The organism is Streptococcus oralis, from assembly GCF_901543815.1.
GTDB classification, from domain to species: Bacteria; Bacillota; Bacilli; order Lactobacillales; family Streptococcaceae; genus Streptococcus; species Streptococcus oralis_CM.
Window position 1 is genome coordinate 1597506 of sequence record NZ_CABEIU010000002.1, and the last position, 22152, is coordinate 1619657.

20 protein-coding genes are annotated in these 22152 nt (G+C 44.3%); 6 read left to right on the forward strand and 14 right to left on the reverse strand.

Annotation, left to right across the window (positions count from 1 at the left end; genetic code table 11):
• Positions 1 to 108: 108 nt before the first annotated feature.
• A complete protein-coding gene (locus tag FQT28_RS08100; protein WP_131200801.1) occupies positions 109 to 1740 on the forward strand; it encodes a Na/Pi cotransporter family protein in 1632 nt (543 codons plus the stop codon).
• 97 nt (positions 1741 to 1837) lie between these two features.
• On the opposite strand, the gene FQT28_RS08105 is transcribed toward FQT28_RS08100, so the two are convergent.
• Together FQT28_RS08105 and pepA are read right to left on the reverse strand one after the other, a co-directional pair.
• The gene (locus tag FQT28_RS08105; protein ID WP_000840141.1) at positions 1838 to 2134 is read right to left on the reverse strand and encodes a bacteriocin immunity protein; all 297 of its coding nucleotides are present in this window, start codon (positions 2132 to 2134) and stop codon (positions 1838 to 1840) included.
• 21 nt (positions 2135 to 2155) lie between these two features.
• Positions 2156 to 3220, reverse strand: coding sequence for a glutamyl aminopeptidase (gene pepA / locus FQT28_RS08110; RefSeq protein ID WP_000209190.1), 1065 nt, complete (start codon positions 3218 to 3220; stop codon positions 2156 to 2158).
• A gap of 233 nt (positions 3221 to 3453) precedes the next feature.
• Here pepA and FQT28_RS08115 point away from each other — a divergent pair, with 233 nt between their 5' ends.
• The 4 genes from FQT28_RS08115 to FQT28_RS08130 all read left to right on the forward strand — a co-directional run bounded on the left by FQT28_RS08115 (position 3454) and on the right by FQT28_RS08130 (position 7178).
• Positions 3454 to 4413, forward strand: coding sequence for an ABC transporter permease (locus FQT28_RS08115; protein ID WP_084948501.1), 960 nt, complete (start codon positions 3454 to 3456; stop codon positions 4411 to 4413).
• The gene (locus FQT28_RS08120; RefSeq protein WP_143989908.1) at positions 4403 to 5359 is read left to right on the forward strand and encodes an iron chelate uptake ABC transporter family permease subunit; all 957 of its coding nucleotides are present in this window, start codon (positions 4403 to 4405) and stop codon (positions 5357 to 5359) included. Before FQT28_RS08115 ends, FQT28_RS08120 begins: the two co-directional genes overlap by 11 nt.
• On the forward strand, positions 5356 to 6108 hold the full coding sequence (locus tag FQT28_RS08125; protein WP_000764281.1) for an iron ABC transporter ATP-binding protein: 753 nt from the start codon (positions 5356 to 5358) through the stop codon (positions 6106 to 6108). The genes FQT28_RS08120 and FQT28_RS08125 overlap by 4 nt, the downstream gene beginning before the upstream one ends.
• A 98-nt stretch (positions 6109 to 6206) precedes the next feature.
• Positions 6207 to 7178, forward strand: a complete 972-nt coding sequence (locus tag FQT28_RS08130; protein WP_084948499.1) for a siderophore ABC transporter substrate-binding protein — start codon at positions 6207 to 6209, stop codon at positions 7176 to 7178.
• A gap of 32 nt (positions 7179 to 7210) precedes the next feature.
• Here FQT28_RS08130 and yidD read toward each other — a convergent pair whose 3' ends face one another.
• The 10 genes from yidD to FQT28_RS08180 form a co-directional block, all read right to left on the reverse strand.
• Positions 7211 to 7453 carry a membrane protein insertion efficiency factor YidD gene (gene yidD / locus FQT28_RS08135; RefSeq protein ID WP_045593460.1) on the reverse strand — a complete coding sequence of 81 codons (243 nt, stop codon included), beginning with the start codon at positions 7451 to 7453 and terminating at the stop codon, positions 7211 to 7213.
• The gene (locus tag FQT28_RS08140; protein ID WP_143989909.1) at positions 7453 to 8175 is read right to left on the reverse strand and encodes a pseudouridine synthase; all 723 of its coding nucleotides are present in this window, start codon (positions 8173 to 8175) and stop codon (positions 7453 to 7455) included. Before FQT28_RS08140 ends, yidD begins: the two co-directional genes overlap by 1 nt.
• Complete coding sequence (gene scpB / locus FQT28_RS08145) at positions 8162 to 8731, reverse strand: SMC-Scp complex subunit ScpB (RefSeq protein WP_084948496.1); 570 nt, start codon at positions 8729 to 8731, stop codon at positions 8162 to 8164. The genes FQT28_RS08140 and scpB overlap by 14 nt, the downstream gene beginning before the upstream one ends.
• Positions 8732 to 8749: 18 nt before the next feature.
• Positions 8750 to 9478 (reverse strand): segregation/condensation protein A, encoded by a 729-nt coding sequence (locus FQT28_RS08150; protein WP_143989910.1) that lies wholly within the window; start codon positions 9476 to 9478, stop codon positions 8750 to 8752.
• Positions 9478 to 10212: a site-specific tyrosine recombinase XerD gene (gene xerD / locus FQT28_RS08155; RefSeq protein WP_313769808.1), complete on the reverse strand. Its 735-nt coding sequence runs from the start codon at positions 10210 to 10212 to the stop codon at positions 9478 to 9480. The genes FQT28_RS08150 and xerD overlap by 1 nt, the downstream gene beginning before the upstream one ends.
• Positions 10209 to 10670, reverse strand: a complete 462-nt coding sequence (gene cbpB, locus FQT28_RS08160; protein ID WP_000560696.1) for a cyclic-di-AMP-binding protein CbpB — start codon at positions 10668 to 10670, stop codon at positions 10209 to 10211. The genes xerD and cbpB overlap by 4 nt, the downstream gene beginning before the upstream one ends.
• On the reverse strand, positions 10667 to 11188 hold the full coding sequence (locus FQT28_RS08165; RefSeq protein ID WP_001118939.1) for a metallophosphoesterase: 522 nt from the start codon (positions 11186 to 11188) through the stop codon (positions 10667 to 10669). Before FQT28_RS08165 ends, cbpB begins: the two co-directional genes overlap by 4 nt.
• The gene (locus tag FQT28_RS08170) at positions 11164 to 12174 is read right to left on the reverse strand and encodes a nucleoside-triphosphate diphosphatase (protein WP_398575134.1); all 1011 of its coding nucleotides are present in this window, start codon (positions 12172 to 12174) and stop codon (positions 11164 to 11166) included. Before FQT28_RS08170 ends, FQT28_RS08165 begins: the two co-directional genes overlap by 25 nt.
• A complete protein-coding gene (racE, locus tag FQT28_RS08175) occupies positions 12132 to 12926 on the reverse strand; it encodes a glutamate racemase (protein WP_000370379.1) in 795 nt (264 codons plus the stop codon). The genes FQT28_RS08170 and racE overlap by 43 nt, the downstream gene beginning before the upstream one ends.
• 217 nt (positions 12927 to 13143) lie before the next feature.
• Entirely contained in the window at positions 13144 to 13389 is a 246-nt protein-coding gene (locus FQT28_RS08180) for a YneF family protein (protein WP_000364980.1), read from the reverse strand.
• Positions 13390 to 13720: 331 nt separating this feature from the next.
• On the opposite strand from FQT28_RS08180, the gene FQT28_RS08185 reads away from it, so the two are divergent.
• On the forward strand, positions 13721 to 18844 hold the full coding sequence (locus tag FQT28_RS08185; protein ID WP_143989913.1) for an SIALI-17 repeat-containing surface protein: 5124 nt from the start codon (positions 13721 to 13723) through the stop codon (positions 18842 to 18844).
• 69 nt (positions 18845 to 18913) lie between these two features.
• Here FQT28_RS08185 and mraY read toward each other — a convergent pair whose 3' ends face one another.
• Both mraY and pbp2x read right to left on the reverse strand, forming a co-directional pair.
• Positions 18914 to 19894: a phospho-N-acetylmuramoyl-pentapeptide-transferase gene (gene mraY / locus FQT28_RS08190; RefSeq protein ID WP_143989914.1), complete on the reverse strand. Its 981-nt coding sequence runs from the start codon at positions 19892 to 19894 to the stop codon at positions 18914 to 18916.
• A gap of 1 nt (position 19895) precedes the next feature.
• Positions 19896 to 22151, reverse strand: coding sequence for a penicillin-binding protein PBP2X (gene pbp2x, locus FQT28_RS08195; protein WP_143989915.1), 2256 nt, complete (start codon positions 22149 to 22151; stop codon positions 19896 to 19898).
• Position 22152 lies beyond the last annotated feature (1 nt).

Genomic DNA, 22152 nt, shown 5'->3' on the forward strand with positions numbered 1-22152 from the left:
AGTTAGCGATTTCTTACTAAAATAACAGAAAAACACTTGTGGGATTTCCTATTATCCTTTAAAATAGAATAGGAGAAATTCCGTTATTATTTTTCGGAGGAAAAAGAAATGTCCATTAATTGGCAGGAAATTTTATTTCACTTTTTAGGAGGTCTAGGACTGTTTTTATACAGTATTAAGACCATGGGAGACGGTTTACAACAAGCTGCTGGAGATCGCCTTCGTTTTTACATTGACAAGTACACCAGCAATCCCTTTTTAGGTGTTCTAGTCGGGATCGTCGTAACTGCTCTCATTCAGTCAAGTACAGGGGTGACAGTTATCACGGTTGGGCTGGTCAGCGCTAGTCTTCTAACTCTTAGACAGGCTATCGGAATTATCATGGGAGCCAATATTGGAACTACTGTTACTTCCTTTATCATCGGTTTCAAGCTGGGCGAGTATGCTTTACCCTTGATTTTCCTTGGAACCATGTTTCTCTTCTTTACAAAAAATAGAACAGCAAACAATATCGGGCGCATCCTGTTTGGTGTCGGGGGAATCTTCTACGCCCTCAACCTCATCAGTGCCGGTATGAGCCCGCTTAAAGATTTACCACAATTCAAGGAATATATGGTAACCTTGGGACAAAATCCTATTTTAGGAGTGGTAGCTGGTGCGGTGATTACCGTCCTCATCCAGGCATCTTCTGCAACGATCGGGATTTTGCAAGGACTCTATGCAGGTGGGTTCCTTGACCTTAAAGGTTCGCTACCAGTTCTTTTCGGAGATAATATCGGGACAACCCTAACCGTTATCATTGCGGCAGCTGGAGCCAATGTCTCTGCGAAACGCGTTGCTGCGACTCACGTTACCTTTAACGTTCTAGGAACTATTCTTTGCTTAATCTTATTAGGCCCCTTCACTGCTATGATCGAGTACTTCCAGGCACTCCTTCACCTCTCACCTGAGATGACGATCGCCTTCTCTCACGGTGCCTTTAACGTAAGTAACACCATTGTACAATTTCCATTCATCGGAGCCTTGGCCTACTTTGTAACCAAGCTCATCCCTGGTGAAGACGAGGTTGTCAAGTACGAGCCTCTTTATCTCGACGAACAGCTTATTCAGCAATCTCCTTCTATCGCTCTAGGAAATGCCAAAAAAGAACTTTTGCACTTAGGGAACTATGCAGCCAAAGCTTTTGACCTTTCTTATACCTATATCATCGGTTTGGATGAAAAGGTAGCTGAAAAAGGGCACAAGACAGAGGAAGCCATCAACACCATCGATGAAAAACTCACTCGTTACCTCATCAGGCTCTCAAGCGAATCCTTGAGTCAAAAGGAAAGCGAAGTCTTGACCAACATTCTGGATTCATCTCGTGATTTGGAACGGATTGGGGACCACGCAGAAGGCTTGCTCAACCTAACAGACTACCTCCAACGCAAAGATGTTCATTTTTCTGAAGCTGCTCTAGAGGAATTAGCTGATATCTATCAAAAAACTACTGCATTTATCAAAGATGCCCTTGATAGTGTGGAAAATAACGATATTGAAAAAGCTCAAAGTCTGATTGAACGCCATAAAGAAATCAACAATATGGAACGTGTTCTCAGAAAGACCCACATCAAACGCCTTAACAAGGGTGAGTGTTCAACACAAGCTGGGGTCAACTTTATCGACATCATTTCCCACTACACTCGTGTATCTGACCACGCTATGAACTTGGCTGAAAAGGTCATCGCTGAACAAATCTAATGACCAAAAAGCTATCCTGAATGGGATGGCTTTTTTCGTCTCCTAATCAAGCATGTCTTTTCAACCATATAGAAAAATGCTTTGATCCACAATGGAATCAAAGCATTTTAAAGAGTTCGCCAAACATGATAGCAGAGACTGCAGTGCCCCTGTACTTGGCCTCTTCTCTTTTGATAAAGCGCGCCAAGTTGATCAATTCAGGTGCTGGGTGTTTGGGATTAGTGAGCAATTCACGATTGACAAGTCCTGAGAGTCGGACTGCTAGTAATTGCTCATTTGTAGTAGGTAGTTTTTTAGCAGTCTCTAGGAGAGCAGCAACTAAATCTTCACTCAAGCCCTGACGAGCATGGTTATAGAGATCTTTTATAAGGCTTTCTAGGTTTGGTTCTGCCATCCCGACCACCTTCCCTTATGCTTAATAATTTTTAATCAAATCAACCGTTGAACGATCCAATTTTTTCACCAAGGCTTGCAAGAAGGCTTGAGCTTCTAGGAAGTCATCCATCGCGTAGAGAGTTTGGTGAGAATGGATATAACGAGCGCAGACACCGATGGTTGTAGATGGGACACCACCATTTTTCAGATGAGCTGCTCCAGCGTCTGTTCCGCCTTTACCACAGTAGTATTGGTACTTGATGCCCGCTTCTTCAGCCGTTGTCAAAAGGAAATCCTTCATCCCTGGGAGAAGCAAGTGACCTGGATCATAGAAACGAATCAAGGTTCCATCCCCAATCTTACCTTGGCCACCGTAAACATCACCAGCAGGTGAGCAGTCAACTGCGAGAAAGACTTCTGGGTCAAACTTAGTTGTAGAAGTATGAGCACCACGAAGACCGACCTCTTCTTGGACGTTAGAACCAAGATAGAGCTCATTTCCCAGTTTTTGACCTGACAAGGCTTTAGCTAGTTCGCTAACCATAAGAACACCGTAGCGGTTGTCCCAAGCTTTAGAGATGATATTTTTTTCATTGGCTGTCAAGATAGCTGTACTATCAGGGACAATCGTGTCACCCGGACGGATGCCAAAACTTTCTGCTTCAGCCTTGTCCGCAAACCCACCATCAAAAATGATATCAGAGATAGCTGGCATGGTTGGTCCACCTGTTCCACGTGTCAAATGTGGAGGGACAGAACCTGAGATCACAGGAATTTCACGACCGTCACGAGTAAAGAGTTTAAAGCGTTGGCTGCTGACCACCATAGGGTTCCAGCCACCGATTTCAACCACACGGAAAGTACCATCTGGCTTAATCTCGCTGACCATAAAACCAACTTCATCCATGTGAGAAGCGACCAAAACACGCGGCGCATCGGCAGCTTCTGAATGCTTGATACCGAAAATACCACCCAAGCCATCTGTCACCACTTCATCCACGTGCGGTGTCAACTTATCACGAAGATAGACACGGACAGGTGCTTCATGACCTGAGATCGCAGCAAGTTCTGTTACTTCTTTGATTTTTGAAAATAATGTTGTCATATCAGTTCCTTCTTTCTGTCCTCCATTTTACCACTTTTTATAGGAGAAGGATAGTGGGAAGGTGGATTGGGTTTTACAAGTTTACCCTATAAAAGAGGGAACTAGCACTTATTTCAGGAAGTTTTCCTTATTTTTACATTAAATTGTCAGAATATTTATTGACAGATTAAAGAAATCATGCTACATTATCTCCAAGGGTATTTTTATACCAAATCTACAGGAAAGGACGGGGCATGAAACTCTCTCATATTTTAACAGGCTTACTTCTACTCCTAGTCTTTCTCTCCATTACCATTGGAACCAGTGATTTTTCTTGGGAAAAATTCTTTGCTTTTGACCAACAGACTTGGCTTCTCTTTCAAGAGTCGCGTCTTCCAAGAACCATCAGTATTCTCCTTGCAGCGTCTAGTATGAGTATGGCGGGACTACTCATGCAGACCATCACCCAAAATCAGTTTGCTGCTCCGAGTACAGTCGGAACAACCGAAGCCGCTAAACTGGGAATGGTGTTAAGCCTCTTTGTCTTTCCGTCTGCGAGTCTGACCCAAAAGATGCTCTTTGCTTTTGGATCATCCATTTTATTTACCCTCTTCTTCCTGGCCTTTATGACTATTTTTTCTATAAAGGAAAGGTGGATGTTGCCTCTGATCGGGATCATCTATAGTGGGATTATTGGGTCTATCACAGAAGTTATCGCCTATCGTTTCAATCTGGTTCAGAGTATGACGGCCTGGACCCAGGGCTCCTTCTCCATGATTCAGACCCATCAGTATGAGTGGCTTTTCTTAGGCCTCATCATCCTGATAGCCGTTTGGAAATTATCCCAAACCTTCACCATCATGAATCTAGGCAAGGAAGCCAGTGAGAGTTTGGGCATTTCTTACTCCCTACTTGAAAAGCTGGCCCTCTTTCTAGTGGCGCTAACGACAAGTGTCACCATGATTACCGTGGGTGCCTTGCCATTTCTCGGGGTCATCGTTCCCAATCTTGTCCGCAAGCGCTATGGAGATAATCTGAGTCAAACCAAACTCGTCGTCGCACTGGTCGGTGCCAATCTGGTCCTAGCCTGCGACATCCTCTCTCGTGTCTTGATTCGGCCCTATGAGCTGTCTGTCAGTCTCTTGCTAGGAATCATCGGTAGCCTCGTCTTTATCCTACTTCTATGGAGAGGGGGACAAAAAGATGCAGTTTAAAAGCAAACATACCAAGCTCTTTTGCCTTCTCATTATTCTGGCCATCGGAGCTTGTCTCCTCTACTTTTGGCCCATCACCCAGCTGTCTGCCTTTGCCTGGAAGCTGCGTTCCCAAAAAATCATCGTTTATCTCTTGGTAGCCATCGCGACAGGGATTTCGACCATTAGTTTTCAAACCCTGACAGAAAATCGCTTTCTGACACCAAGTATTTTGGGAATCGAATCCTTCTATGTCTTGCTACAAACCCTGCTACTGGTTTTTGAAAGCAAATTTCTACAGCTTGAAAAGTCTCCTATCTTAGAATTTCTAGTCTTGCTTCTGCTTCAATCCCTCTTCTTTCTCGCCTTACAAGGTTACTTGAAGACGCTGATGAAGCAAGACCTGGTCTTCATCCTGCTAATCTGTCTAGCACTCGGAAGTCTCTTTCGAAATATCAGTACCTTCCTCCAAGTCCTGATGGATCCAAATGAATACGATAAACTGCAGAACAGTCTCTTTGCCTCCTTTCAACATCTCAACACTCCCATTCTAGCCATCGGTTCTCTGATCATCCTCGCCTTGACAATCTTTTTCTTCCGAAAAGTAGTCATTCTGGATGTCTTGCACCTGCAAAGAGAAACAGCTCAGATATTGGGACTCGATATTGAAAAAGAACAGAGAGAACTCCTCTGGGGTATCGTGCTTTTGACCTCAACAGCCACTGCCTTGGTAGGGCCTATGGCATTCTTCGGCTTTATGCTGGCCAACCTCACCTACCTAATCGTCAAAGATTATCGGCACAAGTTGCTCTTTATCGTAGCCATTCTGATTGGATTTATTAGTTTGACCTTAGGGCAAGCCCTCATCGAACGAGTCTTTGCACTAGAAATTCGCATCAGTATGATCATCGAGAGTGTGGGTGGCTTCTTATTCTTTATCTTACTTTACAGGAGGGCGCGTCGGTGAAACTGGAAAACATTGACAAATCCATTCAAAAACAGGATATTTTGCAAGATATTTCCCTTGAAGTCAGTCCTCAGAAACTGACAGCTTTCATTGGGCCAAATGGTGCCGGAAAATCAACTCTCCTCTCCATTATGAGCAGACTGACCAAGAAGGATCAGGGAATTCTCAGTATCAAAGGCCGTGAAATCGAGAGTTGGAATTCGCAAGAACTAGCTAAAGAACTGACTATCCTAAAGCAGAAGATCAATTACCAAGCCAAATTGACCGTTGAAGAACTGGTCAGCTTTGGACGTTTTCCCTACAGCCATGGTCGACTGAAGGCAGAAGACTGGGAAAAAATCCGAGAAACTCTGGACTATCTGGAACTGACCAACTTAAAAGACCGCTATATCGATAGCCTGTCTGGTGGACAGTTGCAACGTGTCTTTATCGCTATGGTACTAGCTCAGGATACAGACTTTATCTTGCTAGACGAACCGCTCAACAATCTCGATATCAAGCAAAGTGTCAGCATGATGCAGATTCTTCGACGACTGGTGGAAGAACTCGGTAAGACCATTATCATCGTCCTCCACGATATCAACATGGCCAGCCAGTATGCGGATGAAATTGTTGCCTTTAAAGACGGCCAAGTCTTTTGCAAGGGAACGACTGCTCAAATCATGCAGGCTGACCTGCTCAGTCAACTTTATGAGATTCCCATCACGCTGGCTGATATCAATGGCAAAAAGATCTGTATCTATAGCTAGCTATTCTGAACTCATGTTAGAGAACCCACTGTCTCTTAGCTAACAAGCCTATCTAAGAGACTCCCTAGATCGTTATCACATTTTAAAAAGGAGAAATCATGAAAACATCCCTTAAACTTTATCTTACTGCCCTAGTGGCTAGCTTCTTGCTCTTACTTGGTGCATGTAGTACAAATACAAACTCAAGCACTAGCCAGACAGAGACAAGTAGCTCTGCTCCAACAGAGGTAACCATTAAAAGTTCACTAGATGAGGTCAAACTTTCAAAGGTTCCTGAAAAGATTGTGACCTTTGACCTCGGTGCTGCGGATACTATTCGCGCTTTAGGTTTTGAAAAGAATATCGTCGGAATGCCTACAAAAACTGTTCCGACTTACCTAAAAGATCTTGCGGGAAATGTCAACAATGTGGGTTCCATGGTTGAGCCAGACCTAGAAGCCATTGCTGCTCTTGAACCAGACCTAATTATCGCTTCACCACGTACCCAAAAATTCGTAGACAAGTTCAAAGAAATCGCGCCAACCGTTCTCTTCCAAGCAAGTAAGGACGACTACTGGACTTCTACCAAGTCTAATATCGAATCCTTAGCAAGCGCCTTCGGCGAAACAGGTACACAGAAAGCCAAAGAAGAATTGGCCAACCTAGACAAGAGCATCCAAGAAGTTGCTACTAAAAATGAAAGTTCTGACAAAAAAGCCCTTGCCATCCTCCTTAACGAAGGAAAAATGGCTGCCTTTGGTGCCCAATCTCGTTTCTCTTTCTTGTACCAAACCTTAAAATTCAAGCCAACTGACACCAAATTTGAAGACTCACGCCACGGACAGGAAGTCAGCTTTGAAAGTGTGAAAGAAATCAATCCCGACATCCTCTTTGTCATCAACCGTACCCTTGCCATCGGTGGGGACAACTCAAGCAACGACGGCGTCCTAGAAAATGCCCTCATCGCTGAAACTCCTGCCGCTAAAAATGGTAAAATTATCCAACTAACACCAGACCTCTGGTATCTAAGCGGAGGCGGTCTTGAATCAACTAAACTTATGATTGAAGACGCTCAAAAAGCTTTGAGGTAAGCAAGAAACCCCAACATCAGGTGATGTTGGGGTTATTTTTCTTCTCGATTTCGTTTGAGTGAAAAGTGGTCTGGCACAGGATCCTTGCCTATTTTCGACCAGGGATGACAACGCAAAATTCGAGCCAAGCCCATCAAAACACCTTTGAAGCCATGTTTTTCAATAGCCTGAATCATGTAGTTGGAACAAGTCGGCTCAAAGCGACAAGAGGGTGGAAAGGCTGGTGAGATAAAACGTTGGTAAAAGCGTACTGGCGCTATTAAGATTCGTTTCATTATTTCTTGGTTACAGCCATGGTGTGTAGTTGGCTGATTTCTTTTTTATTAAGGCGACGGGATTCTCCCGGACGAAGACCAGTCAAGTCTAAGTGTCCAAAATGTGTCCGAGACAACTTATCCACTTGAAGACCGACGGCTTCAAACATCTTTTTAACCTGATGATTACGCCCTTCATGGATAGTCAACTGCACTACTGAGCGATTTTTGACTGGATCCACTTTGAGAATCTCATATACAGCTGGCTTGGTTTTCTTACCATCAATCTCAAGCCCACGGGTCAAGGGGCGGAGATTATCCTTATTAGCCACACCTTTAACACGAGCGACATAGACTTTGTCAATCTCATTACGGGGGTGAATCATCTCATCCGTAAAGTCCCCATCATTGGTCAAAATCAAGACACCTGATGTATCCCAGTCCAAACGTCCCACAGGGTAAATGCGTTCTTTAACATTGGGCAAGAGGTCCACAACAGTCTTGCGGCCCTTGTCATCTGTCACACTGGAAATCACTCCACGTGGTTTATTAAGCAGATAGTAGACCTTTTCTTCGTTGTAGATGGGCTGACCTTCCACTTCGACCTTATCTCCAGACTTGATGGTCGTTGCGAGTTCACGCACCACTTGGCCGTTAACCGTCACCAAGCCTTGCTTGATTAGTTCTTCTGCTTTTCTCCTACTGGCCACACCTGCATGGGCAATATATTTATTGATTCTCATCTTCTTCTATCCTTTCACCAAATAATTGGCTTTCTTGGGCTTGAATCTCAAGCTCATCAATCACTGGTAATTCTTCCAAATGGTTAATCCCCATGTAATCTAGGAAATAATCCGTAGTCACATAGAGGTTTGGTCGCCCAAGAACTTCTTTTTTCCCATCTTCTCGTATCAAGTCAAAAGCCTGCAACTTTGCCAAGGCTCCACTCGAGTTGACCCCACGGATAGCATCAATTTCTATCCGCGTGATAGGTTGCTTGTAGGCAATGATGGACAAGGTCTCAAGAGCAGCCCGAGACAAACTTTGGTTGATGGGCGCCTTGGAGTATTCCTTCAAAATCTCTGCAAATTGAGGCTTAGTGACCAATCTGTATGCACCACCTGTCTCAATCAGGGACAAGCTCGAATCTTGATCTTTTTCATACTTCTGGGCTAATTTTTCTAAACTCTGTTGGATGCCTGTCGGTGGAAGTGAGAGGAGTTCAGCCAACTGACGAACCCGAATCCCATCTTCACCTGCCACAAACAAGAGCGCTTCTATTTCTGCTAAAGTACTCATCTTTCCTCTCTATCAAGTCTAGCTTCGTGCCTCTTGATTTTCTTCCTTCTTTTCCATAAGATAGATATCTCCGAAACTCTCCTCTTGCACGAGGATCAGTTCCTGAGTTTTGATTAACTCTAGAGTTGCCAAAAAGAGGGTGATAACCTCTTGGACATTCTGGGCTTCCTTGAACAAATCCTGCAAGCGCAACTGGTCTAGTCCAGTCAAGGACTCTTTTACGATGACCATCATGTCCTCAATCTTATACTCATCGCGCAGGATGGTCGTGTGGTTCTGAGCGAACTCCTCTTTTTTCTTGGCTAGGATATTTGAAAAAGCCAAAAAGAGGTCAATGGTCGTCTTGTCATGTACAAGCTCTGCATCTTCGTAAATCAACTCTGTTGGCGCTTTGGAATAGTACTGGGCCCGATCTTGGTGCTTAGCCTCCAAGTGCTCACCCAAGAGCTTGAACTTGCGGTATTCTTCGATTTGAGAGAGAAGATCCTGCTCTAGGTCATCCTCTAAGTCTGTCACTTCAGCTACCTTTGGCAAGAGCTTGCGACTCTTGATCAGCATCAGCTGACTGGCCATGACCATATACTCGCCCGTCACTTCCAGCCGCATGGCCTGCAAGGTTGAGACATAGGCTAGATACTGTTCAATGACTTCTGTGATGGGCACATCGTAGATATCCATCTGGTACTTAGAAACCAAGTGCAAGAGCAGGTCCAGGGGCCCTTCAAAATCTTTTAATTTAATATCCATTATCTATATTTTTCTAAGGTCAGGACTGTTTTTAATCCTAATCTTTTTGCAATTTCGTACAAATCGACCTTGTTTTCTATTTGTCTTAGAATGAACTGTTCCCGCAAGGCTTGGGCTGATAAGGTTGGGAAACCCTTCTCCTTGACAAAGGACTCTAGCTGACGAAAAGCCCACTGACGAGAATAGGCTTTTCCTGCCCTTTCAAAAAGATAGATCTGCCCCATCAAAGGTTCCAATTCTGGAATCAAGGTCGTGGGTATGGTGACAATTCTCTGTTGGGAAGCCTTGTTAATTCGCAACACCTGAAAATCCAGATTGATATCTGCAACCTTAAGGGCTAAAATCTCACTTGGCAAGAGCCCTATTTCCAAGATAAGAAGCGCCAGCAAGCGTCCTTCTGGATAATTACTTTCCTGCCAAAAAGAGTCTAGGTCTAGAATCTCTGGCTTTCCAGTCTTCTTTTCAGCTTGTTTGGCTAATTCCAAACGATAAAAACTGTCCACTTTTCCTTTTCGATAGAGAAAGTAGAGAAATTGGTTGCAGGCCGAAAGTTTTCGCTTCTGGGCGCTGATTTTTAGATTGGCTAGCTGGCCTTGGTAAATCTTGAGACTGGTTTCAGAAATCTGCTCCCCTACCATATCTAAAAATTGCTCCAAATCATACTTATAGGACTGCTTGGAATTGGCAGACAAGCCCTGTTTTTCCTCTAAAAAGGCTGAAATCCTATCTCTCATTTGCATCGAATCTCATATTCCTTACTAAAGTCATGTAAGAGAGCATTAACGGCCTTGAGGATAGATTTGCGCGTGATGATTCCTTGAAAAATCCCTTCATCATCTACCACTGGCAAGAAGGGTTCATCCACCAGTTTATGGAGGACCTCAGTGATATTATAGTCTGGAGCGACGACTGCCACATCTGTCTTGGTCATATTGACGATATCTGTCGTTGCCATCTGCTCATCCGTCAAACCCTGCTCCATTTGATATGCCAAAATATCTCTCAGGCCAATGGTTCCAACAAAGCGTTTATCAAAGGTCACAACAGGGATACGGGTATAGGTGATTTGGCTCAGCACCAAAATTGCATGGTCAGCGTTATGGGTATCAATCAAGGCTGCTAGGTTCTCAGCAGGGGTAAGGAAAGTCTCTTCCTGCTCCAATAAAAATGCTTCAAATTCCTTGGCAATCATCGAGCAAACTCCTTGGACAAGCCTGGATAAACCTCATGGTCACGTGTCAAAAAGTCTACTTTAAAATAGCTGTCATCAATCTCCACACGGGCATAGAGGCATTCTCTAATAGTTCCTCGTGGTTGACTGATGGAGCCTGGATTGAGAAAAAGAGTCTTGCCTTCCATCCAAGCATTTGGCACATGCAAGTGACCATAGAGACAGATATCGGCATCTTCTTCCTGAGCCCAGTAGTCCAACTTTTGAAAGTTGAAATTGATATCAAACAAGTGTCCATGGGTCTGGATGATTTTGGTCGGACCAAGTTGAGTCACCAAACGTTCTGGGTAGCCAGCATAAAAGTCCATATTTCCTTTGACGACATGGATGCCTTCCCAGAGCGGAGAGTCTGGACGGAGTTCAGAGTCACCATCGTGAAAAATGGCATCGACTTTCCCCAGATAGCGATCACGAATTTCTTCCACAATCAAGCTATCGCCATGGGAATCACTCATTACAATGATGGTTTGCTTTGCCATGATAGAAATACCTCCAAAAGTTTCTTAACGGCTAAGGCACGGTGGGATTGGCTATTTTTTTCTTCCAGGGTTAATTCAGCTGCTGACTTGCCTGTCTCTCCCACAAGGAAAAGAGGGTCATAGCCAAAGCCATTTTCACCCTTAGGTTCAAAATTAATGTAGCCCGGCCAGTCAGCTTCGACAACCAAACTTTCCTTGTTTGGACTAGCTACGACTAAGGTTGTGTGAAATTGAGCCGAACGGTCCTTGAGGTCAAAGACCATGGCCAATTCGTGCAAGAGTTTAGCGTTGTTTTCACGATCAGTTGCTCCCACTCCTGCAAAACGGGCTGACCAGACACCTGGCAAGCCACCGAGGACATCGACTTTGAGACCAGAGTCATCTGCTAGCACCATCTTGCCTGTTAATTGAGAAATTGTTTCTGCCTTAAGGCGGGCATTTTCTTCAAAGGTCATGCCTGTTTCTGCTACTTCAGGTAGATCTGGATAGTCATTGAGATTTTCCACGTCGTAGCCTAACTTGTCAAAGATAGCTCGGAATTCCTTGGTCTTGCCTTCGTTGCGAGTTGCAATCAATAAGGTTTCTCTAACCTTGCTAGTTTCAAAGAAGGCTTCTACATCGACTCCTTCTTTAGGCAATTCGACATGCAAAAGCTGTCCATTTTCAACCAAGAGCAGGGCTCCCTGACGTTGGATGACTTCCAGATTGCGACCTACTTCAGCATTTAAAATCTCAACGATAAAGGAGAGCAGACGGAAGTTAGAAGACCAGCGCATCACCGTTATCGTAATCGGAAAGCCGTTTTTCTCGTCACGAAAAATCCGCGCTAAATCCATAAAATCAAGCTCGAGAGGATCTTTGATGAGGCTGTAGATACCTCCATAGACATCCCAGACACCGACATACCAGTCCTGGTCATCCTTGTATTCATAAATTTTGTTTGTCATAAAGTTACATGCTCCACATGAATCTCTTTTTCCAGCCATTCTGCTCCAATCTGAGCAAAACTTTGGCTATTGGCTGTTGTGTAAAAACGATGTTGAAGAGGTCCCGCATCTCGGCTACGATTGATTTCAAAATAGTTCAGCAAAACCGAGATATCCCGTACACACTCTGCCCCACTATCGATGAGCTGAACCTTTGGTCCCATGACATTTTGGATGATAGGGCGAAGGAGTGGGTAATGGGTACAACCCAAAATCAGGCTATCCACCTTTCCAACCAAGGGACGCAGGGTTTCATAGACCACTTTCTTTGTTACACTGGTTGACAGGGCACCAGACTCCACCAAGGGGGCAAACTTGGGACAGGCCAAACTCTCCACCTGTAAGTCCGGATCCAGATCATGGATTTTCTGACGGTAGATATCTGATTGGACCGTCATGGGGGTTCCAATTACTCCGATTTTCCCACCTTGACTGGATTTGATAGCCGCTGACGCACCGGGTAAAATCACTCCAAGAACAGGAATATCTAACTGGGCTTTAATCTCTTCCCAGACGACTGCCGTTGCTGTATTACAAGCAATGACAATCATCTTGACATCCTTGGTCAAGAGAAAGTTGACCAACTGCCAAGTATATTCACGAATTTGCTCAGCAGGACGGGGACCATAGGGCGCCCGTGCCGAATCTCCAATATAGACGATTTCTTCATGGGGAAGCTGGCGCATGAGCTCACGAACAACGGTCAAGCCCCCGACACCCGAATCCAAAAAACCGATTGGTCGATTATCCATATAGTCTTCTTTCTAGTCTTTTTTCTAGTCTTTTTTCTGATTGATAGTTCATCATAATTACTCGTCCTAAATGAACGGATAGACAGCTTGATAGAATGGCAACTGCCTCTCTTTTAATCATAATCAAATATCAATAGAATGCAAGGAAAAAGTCTTATCCTTGAGAACTATTGAACATAGTGAGAAGTCTGGAACTTTCATCCCAGACTTTTCCTATTTATTTCTTTTTATTGTTAGCAAGGGCTGCTTTTTGTTGGCGGATGATTTGGTGGTAAACTTGTTGTACCTTGGCTTCGCTTGGTTTTTGACCATTTGCGCTCAAAAGAGCACGAACTGCCTCAGCGTTCAAACGTGGGTTGTCCGCAAATTCTTTTTCGATTTGCTTACGAACCAAGTACATCCCTCCAAGAGCTCCTCCTAGAAAAGCTAGCACAATCAAGATAATTGCTAAAAGTAAATCCATTCTTTTTCTCCTGTTTCTTTTTGAGTCTTCTATATTATACCACAAAGTGACTTTCCTGACTAGTTTGTTTTACGCTTTCAAGAGGGGGGTAAGCCAATTCTAAGCTAGTCTTAAAATCAGATCGAACTATGAAATTACGAATAATTCCACCCTTTCCTCTCTTTCTTCTACTTTTTTAAGAAAAAGCAATCTCAAATATGTTTTTCACCAAAAACCTCTTGACAAATGCTAAGCGACCATTAGAATGGGAGGTGAGGAGATAAATAGAAACAAATTAAACGAAACTGCTTTATAAAATGTAAGCGGTTTCTAATAAACAAAGGAGGGTTTTATGAAAAAACACTTTTGGGAGAAATCCTGTCGCTATAGCATCCGCAAGCTGACGGTTGGGACTGCTTCTGTTTTGCTGGGGGCTATTTTTCTAGTCAACCATACTGTAGCTGCAGACAGTGTTGAGGTTAAGCAAACTGAACCAACCTCTGTCGAAGCTATCACTAAGCCTAATAGCGAACCAAAAATGGCTGAAGCTACTGAAACTACAAATCCGTCTCTAGCAGAAAGTCCAGTAGTTTCCGAAAGCAAGCCAGCTAACGAGACTCAGAAGACAAATAGTCAAGCTAGTGAAGAAGCCATTGTAGAAGCTAAAGAAAATAAGGAACCTGAAAAAGCAGATCAGCCGGTGACAAAGCAAGAAAACTATCAACTCAACTACGATCAGCCAACAGCTCCCTCCTATGATGGATGGGAAAAACAAGCCCTTCCTGTCGGAAATGGAGAGATGGGAGCCAAGGTTTTCGGTCTGATTGGCGAAGAGAGAATCCAGTACAACGAAAAGACCCTCTGGTCAGGAGGACCACAACCCGATAGCACCGACTATAATGGAGGAAACTACAAGGATCGCTACAAGGTCTTGGCGGAGATTCGTGAAGCCCTCGAAGCTGGAGACCGTCAAAAAGCAAAACAGTTAGCTGAACAAAATCTAGTTGGACCAAACAACGCCCAGTATGGACGTTACCTAGCCTTTGGAGATATCTTCATGGTCTTTAATAACCAGAAGAAAGGACTAGATACTGTAACTGATTATCATCGTAATCTAGACATCACCGAAGCCACTACGACCACTTCCTACACCCAAGATGGGACGACCTTCAAACGCGAAACCTTCTCCAGCTATCCTGATGATGTCACTGTGACCCACTTGACCAAAAAAGGAAACAAGACACTTGACTTTACCCTTTGGAACAGCTTGACAGAAGATTTGCTTGCTAATGGCAACTACTCTTGGGAATATTCCAACTATAAGAATGGTCATGTCACTACAGATGCAAACGGAATCCTTCTAAAGGGAACTGTCAAAGATAACGGCCTCCAATTTGCATCCTATCTAGGAATTAAAACGGACGGAAAGGTGACTGTTCAGGACGAAACTCTGACCGTTACAGGCGCAAGTTATGCAACCCTCTATCTCAGTGCCAAGACTAACTTTACTCAGAATCCAAAAACCAACTATCGAAAAGACATTGACCTCGAAAAAACAGTTAAAGGGATTGTAGAAGCTGCTAAGGCCAAAGACTACGAGACACTGAAAAAGGCCCATATCAAGGACTATCAAAGTCTCTTTAACCGCGTTAAACTAAACCTAGGTGGAAGCAAGACTGCTCAAACGACAAAAGAAGCCCTTCAAGGCTATAACCCTAGCAAAGGTCAAAAACTGGAAGAACTCTTCTTCCAATACGGACGTTATCTACTGATTAGTTCGTCGCGTGATCGGACAGATGCCCTTCCTGCCAACCTCCAAGGAGTCTGGAATGCTGTAGACAATCCACCTTGGAACGCTGACTACCACCTCAATGTCAATTTGCAAATGAACTATTGGCCAGCCTACATGAGCAACCTGGCTGAAACAGCCAAGCCAATGATCAATTACATTGACGACATGCGCTACTATGGCCGTATCGCTGCCAAGGAATACGCTGGTATCGCATCCAAAGATGGACAAGAAAATGGTTGGCTGGTCCACACCCAAGCAACACCATTTGGCTGGACTACTCCAGGCTGGAATTACTATTGGGGTTGGTCTCCAGCAGCCAACGCTTGGATGATGCAGAATGTCTATGACTATTATAAATTTACCAAGGATGAGACCTATCTCAAAGAAAAGATTTATCCAATGCTCAAGGAAACCGCTAAGTTCTGGAACTCCTTCTTGCACTATGACAAGGCCAGTGACCGTTGGGTGTCTTCTCCATCCTACTCACCGGAACACGGGACCATCACCATCGGAAACACCTTTGACCAATCGCTAGTCTGGCAGCTATTCCACGACTACATGGAAGTCGCTAACCATCTGAAAGTCGACCAAGACTTAGTCACAGAGGTCAAGGCTAAATTTGACAAACTCAAACCACTTCACATCAATAAAGAAGGACGTATCAAGGAATGGTACGAGGAGGACAGTCCACAATTCACCAATGAAGGGATTGAAAACAACCACCGTCACGTTTCCCATCTAGTTGGTCTCTTCCCAGGTACGCTCTTTAGCAAGGACCAGGCTGAATACCTAGAAGCTGCGCGTGCTACCTTGAACCACCGTGGAGATGGTGGTACAGGTTGGTCTAAGGCCAATAAAATCAACCTTTGGGCTCGTCTGCTGGACGGTAACCGTGCCCATCGCTTACTCGCTGAACAGCTTAAGTATTCAACCCTAGAAAACCTTTGGGATACCCACGCGCCATTCCAAATCGACGGAAACTTTGGAGCTACCAGTGGGATGGCAGAAATGCTCCTCCAATCTCATACAGGCTATATTGCGCCATTGCCAGCCCTTCCTGATGCTTGGAAAGACGGTCAGGTTTCTGGCTTGGTTGCCCGTGGTAACTTTGAAGTCAGCATGAAGTGGAAAGATAAGAACTTGCAAAGCTTGTCCTTCCTTTCAAATGTCGGTGGAGACCTAGTTGTAGACTATCCAAATATCGAAGCCAGCCAAATCAAGGTCAATGGCAAACCAGTCAAGGCAACGATCCTTAAAGATAATCGCATCCAACTAGCAACTCAAAAAGGGGACGTCATTACCTTTGAACATTTCCCTGGTCGTGTAACCAGTCTGACAGCAGTTCGACAAAATGGTGTCACTGCCGAACTTACCTTTAACCAAGTAGAAGGCGCTACCCACTATGTCATCCAAAGACAAGTGAAAGACGCATCTGGCCAAACTTCTGCGACCAGAGAATTTGTAACCAATCAAACCCACTTTATTGACCGATCACTAAATCCTCAACTCGCATACACCTATACGGTCAAAGCTATGCTGGGCGAAGTTTCTACACAAGTCTCTGAACAAGCAACTGTAGAAACCCCTAGTGAATTGATGGATGATCGAGACGGCCGTATCCAGTACGGAGCTGCCTTTGGAAACTGGGCAGACTCAGAATTATTCGGAGGAACAGAGAAGTTTGCTGATCTTTCACGAGGAAACTACACTGACAAAGATTTAACTGCTACCATCCCTTTCACTGGAGTTGGTATCGAAATCTATGGACTAAAATCGTCTGAACTCGGTCTTGCCACTGCTAAAATTGATGGCAAAGAGGTCGGAGAGCTTGACTTCCATACTGCTGGAGCAACTGAAAAAGGTAGTCTCATCGGTCGCTTCACAGGATTGTCAGACGGACCTCACACATTGACTCTTAGTGTTAAACGTGAGCACAAAGGGCGTGGTAGTGAGCGCTCGAAAATTTCATTAGACTACTTCAAGATCCTAGCAGGAACAGGCAATACGATTGAAAAAATAGATGATCGCGATTCGCGCATCCAGTATGGTTCCCAGTTTAAGGACTGGTCTGACCCTGAACTCTACGGAGGTACGGAAAAATACGCTGATATTAACAACAGCGACTCTAGTACAGCTTCAGAAGCTCAGGCAACTATTTCCTTTACAGGGACGGGCATTCGTATTTATGGCTTGAAGAGCCTTGCCCTTGGACGAGCACGTGTTACACTAGATGGCAAAGAAATGCCAAGTCTAGACTTCTACACTTCAGGTGCAACCGAAAAGAGAGCTTTTATTGGCGAATTTACAAACCTTACTGACGGCCCGCACACCCTGACATTACAAGTTGACCCAGATTCGCCAGAAGGTCGCAAGAAAATCTCTTTAGACTCCTTTGATATCATCAAAGCCCCTGCTGTTGGTCTAGATAGCCCTAGCATCGCGCCTCTTAAGGAAAATGACAAAACCATTTCCTTAAGCCTACCAGCTGGAGATTGGGAAGCCATCGCAGTGACCTTCCCAGGTGTCAAAGATCCTCTGGTCTTGCGCAAAGTGGATGAAACGCATCTGGTTACCAGTGGAGATCAGACTATCCTATCAGTCCAAGACAATCAAGTTCAAATCCCAATTCCTGACGAAACCAATCGCAAAGCTGGAAATGCAATTGAAGCTTATACCATTCAAGGAAATACCACAAGTAGCCCTATCGTAGCCGTCTTTACTAAAAAGGATGAGAAAAAGGTTGACGAGAGTCAGCCAACTACAAGCAAGGGGGACGAACCAGCTCCTACTGTTGAAATTCCGGAATACACCGATCCTATCGGAACGGCAGGGCAAGAGGAACCACCTACAGTGACAATTCCGGAATACACTAAACCTATCGGGACTGCAGGGCAAGAAGTGCCACCCACTGTAGAAATGCCTGAATACACCGAACCTATCGGAACGGCGGGGCAAGAAGAGTCTCCTACTGTAGAAAAGCCTGAATACACCAAACCGATCGGAACAGCAGGTCAAGAGGAAGCTCCTACTGTTGAAAAACCTGAATACACTAAACCTATCGGAACTAGCGGAGATCAGGTCGCTCCGACCCATAGCCTTCCTGACTATCCAGTTCAAGTCTTGAAAGATAAGGAGACTGGAGTAGAAATCATCGGTGGAGCTACTGACTTAGAAGGAATTTCTCACATCTCTAGCCGACGTGTCCTAGCTCAGGAACTCTTTGGCAAGATCTATGACGCTTATGACCTACAGCTTAAAAATCCAACCGATCATAGCTTGCAGCCAAAAGGCTCTGTCTTAGTTCGCTTGCCTATTTCAGCTAGCGTAGAAAATGTTTACTACCTCACTCCAAATAAGGAGTTGCAAGCCCTTGATTTCACTGTACGAGACGGAAAGGTAGAGTTCATCACTAATCATTTCAGTACCTATGCCGTCGTCTATCAAGCTACTGGAACAAGCTCTAACACAGAGGAAAAACCAAGTGCTTCAGATACAGAAACCTTGGCACACGAGGCTGAACAACTTTCAGCTAGTCTGATCCCTGCGAAAACTGGAAATCATTCTTCTAAAGAAGAACTTCCAGCAACAGGAGAAGCATCCAACCCACTCCTCTTCTTAGCAGGCCTCAGCCTAGCCCTTACAGCCACTTTTATGTTAAAAGGAAGAAAGGATGACTCCAACTAACCTTTAAACACACAAAAACAGGATGAAGATCACCTTCATCCTGTTTTATTTTGTAATCAAAAGTTATGTTTACAGCAGGTATAAAAAGGTTAAGGTCAAGAGACTTGCTAGAAGCCCAACTCCCCAAAAGAAGAAGTCAACCTTCCACTCGCTCCAAGGATTGCCCTTGCCTGAGAATCCTCCAAGCTCGAAATGGTGATGCACAGGTGTCATACGGAAAATACGCTTCCCACCACTAAGTTTGAAGTAGGTAACCTGCATCATAACAGAGCTTGTCTCAAAAACATAGATAATCCCAATCAGCAAAAGCGTCCATTCTTGGTGGAGGGCCATAGAAATAGCTGCCAGCATCCCACCTAGAGCCAAACTTCCAACGTCTCCCATGAAAACCTTGGCAGGCTTGTGGTTAAAGACGAAGAAGCCTAGCAAACCACCAATCATGGCAAGAATCACAAGAAGGATATCCAGTTGATTTTGCATATAAGCAATCACACCGTAGGCCGATAAGCTAATCACCACGGAAATACTTGCTAAGCCATCGATCCCGTCCGTCAGATTCACCGCATTTGAAAAGCCAACTAGCCAGAATAGGGCAAAGAAAATATAGAAAATACCCAGATGAACTTGGTAGCCAAAGACTGAAAGCATGTCGCCACCACGCTCATAAAAGAGGTAGAAAATCACTCCTCCAAGGAGCTGGAGAGCAAGTTTTTGCTTAGGATTCAAGCCTTCGTTAATTTTACGAAAGACCTTGAGGAAATCATCCAAAAAACCTACCAAACCATACAAAACCAAGATAAACAAAATCATGCCTACATTGTTGGTCAATTGTTGGGTAATGAGAGCAACAAGGAAGCTCACTACTACTGCAACAATCAGGAAGACAAGTCCTCCCATGGTTGGAGTCCCAGCTTTAGCTTGGTGTTGTTTGACATCTTCGTGCATCTGCTGACCCGTAATCTGTGCTTTTCGATAAAATCGGATAAAGGCTGGAATACCAATCAAGGTCAATAGAAAGGCTAGAACTCCAGCACTAATGGAACTAATCATCTTAATCTCCTAAAGTTATTTTCATTTTTTTAATGTCTTTGAGTGCTGTATTGGCACGGACACTTTGTTTCTTGACCGTTTTGCCACTACCTTCCCACTCGACTTCTATATTCAGCCATTTGGCAAATGTTTGCACATTTTCATCTGTCCAGCCGTACATATCAGGCATTTCTTCGACCTTATCAGACAGAATCAAGATCTGCTGATTGGCTTCCAAATTATCTCCTTCAGAAACCGAGAGTTCCTTGATCTTGGTTCCTGTTCCGATAACGATTGGTTGAACAAGGTTACGACGCAATTCCTCCGCTAGGTCACCTGGGGTAAAGTCCTTGGTAGCTGGCATAGCATAGCTTGTCGTCTTGCTGACCTGATCCAAGCTCTTGGCAGTTGACTGAAGATTGAGGGATTCTTTCATAGCAGAAGCTCGCTCAAGGATTGGGTTGGCAAACTCCCCAAGCTGAATACCTGAATAATGCTCTGGCTGTTGCACCGTCACATAGAGGATAAAGTCAGGATTTTCTGCAGGATGCATCGACACAACAGAGAAGATATAGTTGGTTTCACCTGTAAGGTAACCCCCATTCTTCTCATCGGCAATCTGAGCAGTCCCTGATTTCAGAGCGACATTCTGACCTGGAACATTGACATTCGGCTTTCCTATGCTGTGGTTGTACATGGTACCGTAGACAGGATCTGTTCCGACCATGACCATGTGCTCCCGAGTAGAGGACGCTGCTGCTTTTGACACAGGATTTCCGACAATTTCCTTTTGAGACTTACGAACAGACTGGTCATTTGGATCATAGAGGGCACTGATAAATTTCGGCTCCAACATAACCCCATCGTTGGCAATAGCTGTAAAAGCACGAAGCATCTGGGTCTGGGTGACAGAGATCCCTTGTCCAAATGAACTCATGGCGATATTAACAATGTTATCAGCAGGTAATTGACCTGTGTACTCATCTGTCAGACCAAAACGGGTCGGTACTCCAAACTTAAAGCGGTTAAGGTAGTCCAACCAGGTTGCATCTCCCATCTTTTGCTCAAGCAAGGTCATTCCGATATTACTTGAGTGAGCAAATCCTTGAGAGAAAGTCATGGTGCCACCACTAGTCAATCCTTCATTGACGTCCCAGTCTCGAATGGTCGCATCAGCTATTTTCAATTCACTACTGTTAAAGTATTCCCCACCAGGGAAGGTATTGTTATCAATAGCTGAGGCCAACATCATCACCTTCATGGTCGATCCTGGCTCGTAGTTACTTTGATAAAGGATATCTCGCCAGACAAAGTCTTTTGTGATGCCATCCTTGGTATCTGCGTTAAAGGTTGGCCGTTGGGTCGTAGCCAGGATTTCCCCTGTTTTAGCGCTAACCAAGGTAGCCGTCATATACTTGCCTTTTACCTTTTCCTGAAAGGCATCCATCTGTGTTTCCATAAAGGATTGTAAGGGACTAGAAAGGGTTGTGTACACATCCTTTCCATCTACCGTTTGTTGAGAAGCTTGATCTGTACCCGGAACAATGTTTCCCAGACGATCCTTCTCATAAGTGATAATCCCATCTGTACCCGCCAGAATGCTATTTAAAGAACTCTCCAAACCAGATGTTCCAATCAAGCTCTTGGTACCATCCTCATTTTCATGAAGTTGCGCTAAACCGATAAAGGAAGAAGAAAACTGTCCATTGGGATAACTACGGTTAGGGCTTGTTGTAAAGTCAACCCCCTCAACGCCAGCAGTTTTGAGGTCATTTTTAATAGCCATCATATTGGCATAGGTGATCCCATTTCCCTTGGTACCAAAAGATACCTGTTTCAGATCTGGCTGAGAAAGCTGTTCTTTGACATAGGACTCCTCCATATCCAGATACTTATGGAAAATTTCAGCCACCTTATTAAATTGAGAATCCTCTACATAGAGAATTTTGCCTGTTGCTGACTTGTAGGTCTTGTCAATAACGGCATAGATATTATACGAAGTTGCATCCTCAGCAATAGGTGTTCCATTACGATCGTAGATGGTCCCACGTTTTGCAGGAATCGTCTTGGTTGTTTGATGGACCTTGTTTGCTTCTTGAACCAAGTCCTTACCAAATTTTTTGCCTGTTCCGATAATGACCGCAAAGTTGACCAAAAAGACAGCGAAGAGTATGACAGCCAATAAACTCAGGCTTTTCCCTACTCTTCGGCGGTTTTCTTCTGGAGATTTACGGTTACGAACGGCATAACGGATGATTTTTTCTTTCCACTGTTTCATT